At 51.1% G+C, this 2,291-nt stretch carries 2 tRNA genes and 3 rRNA genes; all 5 read left to right on the top strand.

Going from position 1 to position 2,291, the window contains the following annotated elements:
* Window positions 1-604, top strand: a 16S ribosomal RNA gene (locus AB5916_RS17375); the annotation flags it as partial.
* A gap of 70 nt (window positions 605-674) precedes the next feature.
* Window positions 675-792 (top strand): 5S ribosomal RNA (gene rrf, locus AB5916_RS17380).
* A gap of 5 nt (window positions 793-797) precedes the next feature.
* Window positions 798-870 (top strand) — tRNA-Ala (locus tag AB5916_RS17385).
* Between the two features lie 25 nt (window positions 871-895).
* Window positions 896-969 (top strand) — tRNA-Ile (locus AB5916_RS17390).
* Window positions 970-1,228: 259 nt separating this feature from the next.
* Window positions 1,229-2,291 (top strand): 23S ribosomal RNA (locus AB5916_RS17395); the annotation flags it as partial.

The following is a 2,291-nucleotide window of genomic DNA, read 5'->3' on the forward strand; positions in this document are numbered from 1 at the left end:
CGGTGGAGCATGTGGTTTAATTCGAAGCAACGCGAAGAACCTTACCAAGTCTTGACATCTGCCTGACCGGTGAGTAATGTCACCTTTCCTTCGGGACAGGCAAGACAGGTGGTGCATGGTTGTCGTCAGCTCGTGTCGTGAGATGTTGGGTTAAGTCCCGCAACGAGCGCAACCCCTATCCCCAGTAGCCAGCATGTAAAGGTGGGCACTCTGAGGAGACTGCCAGGGATAACCTGGAGGAAGGTGGGGATGACGTCAAATCATCATGCCCCTTATGATTTGGGCTACACACGTGCTACAATGGCGTAAACAGAGGGAAGCGAAAGGGTGACCTGGAGCAAATCCCAAAAATAACGTCCCAGTTCGGACTGTAGTCTGCAACCCGACTACACGAAGCTGGAATCGCTAGTAATCGCGGATCAGAATGCCGCGGTGAATACGTTCCCGGGTCTTGTACACACCGCCCGTCACACCATGGGAGTCAGTAACGCCCGAAGTCAGTGACCTAACCGAAAGGGAGGAGCTGCCGAAGGCGGGACGGATGACTGGGGTGAAGTCGTAACAAGGTAGCCGTATCGGAAGGTGCGGCTGGATCACCTCCTTTCTAAGGAAGAAGAAGTAGAGTAAGAATGTGTTTTACTGTTGAGTTATCAATGTAACAACTTAATAACTCTTCTGGTGTCGATGCGCTTAGGGGACACACCCGTTCCCATCCCGAACACGACGGTTAAGACCTAAGCGGCCGATGGTACTGCACTGGAGACGGTGTGGGAGAGCAGGTGGACGCCAGATCAAATGGGGATGTAGCTCAGTTGGGAGAGCACCTGCCTTGCAAGCAGGGGGTCGAGAGTTCGAATCTCTTCATCTCCACTCAGAAGCAAGTCTTCTGAAAGATGGGCTTATAGCTCAGCTGGTTAGAGCGCACGCCTGATAAGCGTGAGGTCGGTGGTTCGAGTCCACTTAAGCCCATTGGCTTGTATTTCATATATGCTGTGAGGCTAAGTGATATAAGCCAATGATTGTACCTTGAAAACTGCATACATGTAAGTTTGTGTATAAGATACACAAGCATCCTTGATATAAAACGTTAATATATTAAGTAGATGTTAATAGGCTATGTAGTCTGTGCATTTACTTGGTATAACGCAAGATAGGAAGACATCGATAACAATGTTATCAAAAGAGAATCGAGAGACCGCATCGCCTACGCTAGGGCGATGAAGCAAATGGTCAAGCAATAAGGGCACAGGGCGGATGCCTTGGCACTAAGGGCCGAAGAAAGACGTGACAAGCTGCGATAAGCTTCGGGGAGGAGCAAATATCCAATGATCCGGAGATTTCTGAATGGGGAAACCCACATGAGTAAACCTCATGTATCCATGCGCCAATCCATAACGCATGGAGGGGAACCCGGGGAACTGAAACATCTAAGTACCCGGAGGAAAAGAAAGAAAACTCGATTCCGCAAGTAGCGGCGAGCGAACGCGGAAGAGCCTAAACCGGAATGCGTGCATTCCGGGGTTAAGGACTGCAAAAATGATCTGCCGATCCTAACAGAACGGTTTTGGGAAAGCCGGCCGGAGAGGGTGAAAGCCCCGTAAGTGAAAGGAAAGGCAGCATGGCAGGATCCAGAGTACCACGAGACACGAGAAACCTTGTGGGAAGTCGGGGGGACCACCCCCCAAGGCTAAATACCACTTAGTGACCGATAGCGCAGAGTACTGTGAAGGAAAGGTGAAAAGGACCCCGGGAGGGGAGTGAAAGAGAACCTGAAACCCTGTGTCTACAAGCTGTGGGAGTGCCATATGGGCACGACCGCGTACTTTTTGTAGAACGGTCCGGCGAGTTACGCTTACTGGCAAGGTTAAGTCCTTAAGGGACGGAGCCGTAGGGAAACCAAGTCTTAACAGGGCCAAAGTCAGTAGGAGTATACCCGAAACCGGGTGATCTACCCATGTCCAGGCTGAAGCTGCCGTAAGAGGCAGTGGAGGGCCGAACCCACATCCGTTGAAAAGGGTGGGGATGAGGTGTGGGTAGGGGAGAAATTCCAATCGAACCCGGAGATAGCTGGTTCTCCTCGAAATAGCTTTAGGGCTAGCCTCGGTATCGAGTCTTGCGGAGGTAGAGCACTGAATTTCCTAGGGGGCGTCAAAGCCTACCGAAGAATATCAAACTCCGAATGCCGCTAAGATATGACCGGGAGTCAGACTGCACGAGATAAGTTGGGCAGTCAAAAGGGAAAGAGCCCAGACCTTCAGTTAAGGTCCCAAAGTGTGCGTTAAGTGGAAAAG

The sequence above is a fragment of the Blautia sp. 1033sp1_1033st1_G9_1033SCRN_220408 genome, from assembly GCF_040929965.1.
GTDB classification, from domain to species: domain Bacteria; phylum Bacillota; class Clostridia; order Lachnospirales; family Lachnospiraceae; genus Blautia_A; species Blautia_A ammoniilytica.